The organism is Bartonella jaculi (assembly GCF_039543045.1).
GTDB lineage: Bacteria > Pseudomonadota > Alphaproteobacteria > Rhizobiales > Rhizobiaceae > Bartonella > Bartonella jaculi.
Genome location: NZ_BAABIZ010000081.1, coordinates 1 through 2,582, shown reverse-complemented (window position 1 = coordinate 2,582; position 2,582 = coordinate 1). Strand labels below are relative to the sequence as shown.

At 47.3% G+C, this 2,582-nt stretch carries 2 protein-coding genes; both read right to left on the bottom strand.

The genetic code is table 11. The features are described from left to right. Positions 1–1,418: DUF935 domain-containing protein (locus tag ABD915_RS09315; RefSeq protein WP_345117627.1), on the bottom strand; the 1,418-nt coding region annotated here is incomplete at its 3' end. Positions 1,419–1,430: 12 nt separating this feature from the next. Then, on the bottom strand, positions 1,431–2,582 hold a 1,152-nt coding region (locus tag ABD915_RS09310; RefSeq protein WP_345117625.1), incomplete at its 5' end, for a hypothetical protein.

Genomic DNA, 2,582 nt, shown 5'->3' with positions numbered 1-2,582 from the left:
TCTAAATCCTCTTCCCAGTCACTTAAAGCCTCACTCGAAAGCCGATCCAATTCGTCGTGATGTTTTCCACCCTGCTCTTTTTTCCCCCCTTCTTTTCTTGTCACACAAACATCAAAAGCACCCCCACAATCAGCACAAACATGCGCTTTTTGTTGCCCCGCATCATCAGGCGCAAGAGAAGCAGCCTTTAAAACATCTTCTCCCCTTTTTGGTTGCGAAAAACCAATCTTATTGCGCACTTCCTGCGCCTCAACACGCAATCCTAGAGGCACAAGTTTTTCTAAAGCATCGCTAATGGCTTTAATATCTTCATTTTCCGAAATCGGCCAATAGACAAGGGGGTAGCGCTCTTGGCGCCCAAAATTAATCTCAACAAACGGTACAATCAGATCACGGTTAGCCGTCAATGCCAATTGCCGTGCATCAGCTCTGGCAATATCATGGCGCACATTTTCATGAATGCGCGCTTGCGAAAAGGACGACCCATCATCCGTCGTCATGGTTTGCCCCAACACCCCTTTAGAGATCTGTCGATCTAAATATTCAGCCTTTGCGGCAAAAACCGCATTGCCACTGCCCCCAGCTGCCTCAATAAACTCAATCTCCATCTCTTTGGGAATAATTGCCGCCGCATCACTGGATAAATCACGCACCGCTTGAATAAGAACCCGCCGCTCTGCTTGAGAAGAGCTCGCACCATATTTACCTACACGCAAAGGCATGCCATAAACTTCTAAGAAAGCCATCCAATCTTTCAAGGTATAAGACTTAAACAAAAATGCCCAAGCCGCAAGTCTGGCAAGCCCAGAGCGGATTGGCAATCCACTTTTTAACTTTGGTCTGTGAATGGAAAATTTATAAGCAGGCAGTTCACTTCCGTGCAAAGATCCCTCTTCTTTTAAACGCAAATGAAAACCGTCTCGCCTATCCAATTGAAAAAACCGCTGGTCACGCCACCTCCATGCAACCGGCCACCATTCTTTGGCACTCTTATCCCACAAGGTTTCAACAACCGCATAGCCTTTGCCCAAAGCATCTAACAAATCCGTCACATAATCATCAACAAAGGTAGGTGCACTAATCATTTCTCGAACAGCATCGGCAATTTTTTTGTCCTGTGCACTGTCGCTTGCCGCAATCACCCCAGGCTCCACCCCTGTGAGGGCATTTTTACGCATGCCAAGCACCGCACGATAATGCAAATCACGCTCTTCCATATCATCCGCGAGTTGGAAAAACTGCTCTGGATGCCCTCGTGCTGCCTGTTGCAAAATATCAGCAAGTTGAAGAGGTGTTAAACCACTGACAATAGTTTGTGACCACACATCACGAATACCACCAATGCTTGGGCTTGCCACTTCCCGTTCCAATCCCTTTATATGAAGCGCCCTACCCCATTGATCAACCAGTTTTACCATCTCATCATCCCATCAATATATCTTTGATCTCGTCGTTGAAAAAAAAAGCGTTGAAAAGAGCGGACTTTCATCAAAACCATAAACCTCTCTCACAGGCGTATATTCGTAAATTTCCGGCGTCTGGCGGCTGGCAAAATAAGCCAAAGCGCAAGCAATAGCACTATCCCCATGGCGCATAAAACCATCACTGCCTTTAAAACGATGATTGTCTGGAATTTTCACAATGCCATTGACATAAGCAAGCGCCTGATGATCTGCCACAATGTCACTATCGCGCGGCAAAACAATGGACCCATCCCCAAAGGCTTCTAAATAAGCCGGCATTTCTTTGCTATACCAACTTTGTGACAATTGAATCTCTTGCACACACGCCCCATAACGCTGCGCTGCTTTTTCGGCTAAATAAGCCCCATTGCCCCGCGCATCTAACGCGCCCCCTAACAAACGTGGCAGTCCACTAACCCCATAAAATAAAATCTCTCTTTGTTGATCAAACGGCATATTGCGCAATTCCACCATAAACCGGACACGGCGTACCAAATCTTGTCCCACTTCCATCACCACAATCGAGGTGGCATCACCGCTGCGCGCAAAATCAACCCCAAAAACATGTTGACGACGCCGATCAAGCCGAACATGCAGAGGCTTTACATGCTTCTCACACCAAGCAAACGCCGCTTGGCTTCGTTGATCATCCGATTGGTTTTTAAAACCATCCGCACAAGCAAAACGCAGCACCGCAATATCAGGTGCACAACAATTTTCAATCTGCAAACGTGTTAAAGCTGCCCCTTCTTGATCAGCCGGTATGGCATCCAACTCTTGCCGCATGGCACTCAAACGCACCCCATAAGAGGCACGGATTTGCTTCTCCCATTGTTGTTCTGCTCCTCTACTCCACCCCTCCCCCTTCATGGCGCAAACCCGTTTAAACAAACCATTTTTAACAGCTATACCAAAGGGGTAACGATGCAGAGAAAAAGGAACCTTCCCTGCGCGCGCCTCACGGATCAGTTCATTGAAAGGATTAAGCACCCCATTGTGTGTTGAGATCACACGGATTTTACCCCCCCAAATTAACAAAGCATTCACCGCATCCAAAACAGCGCGCACATCTTGATGAAACGCTGCCTCATCAATCACCACAATGCCCTGTAGTCCACG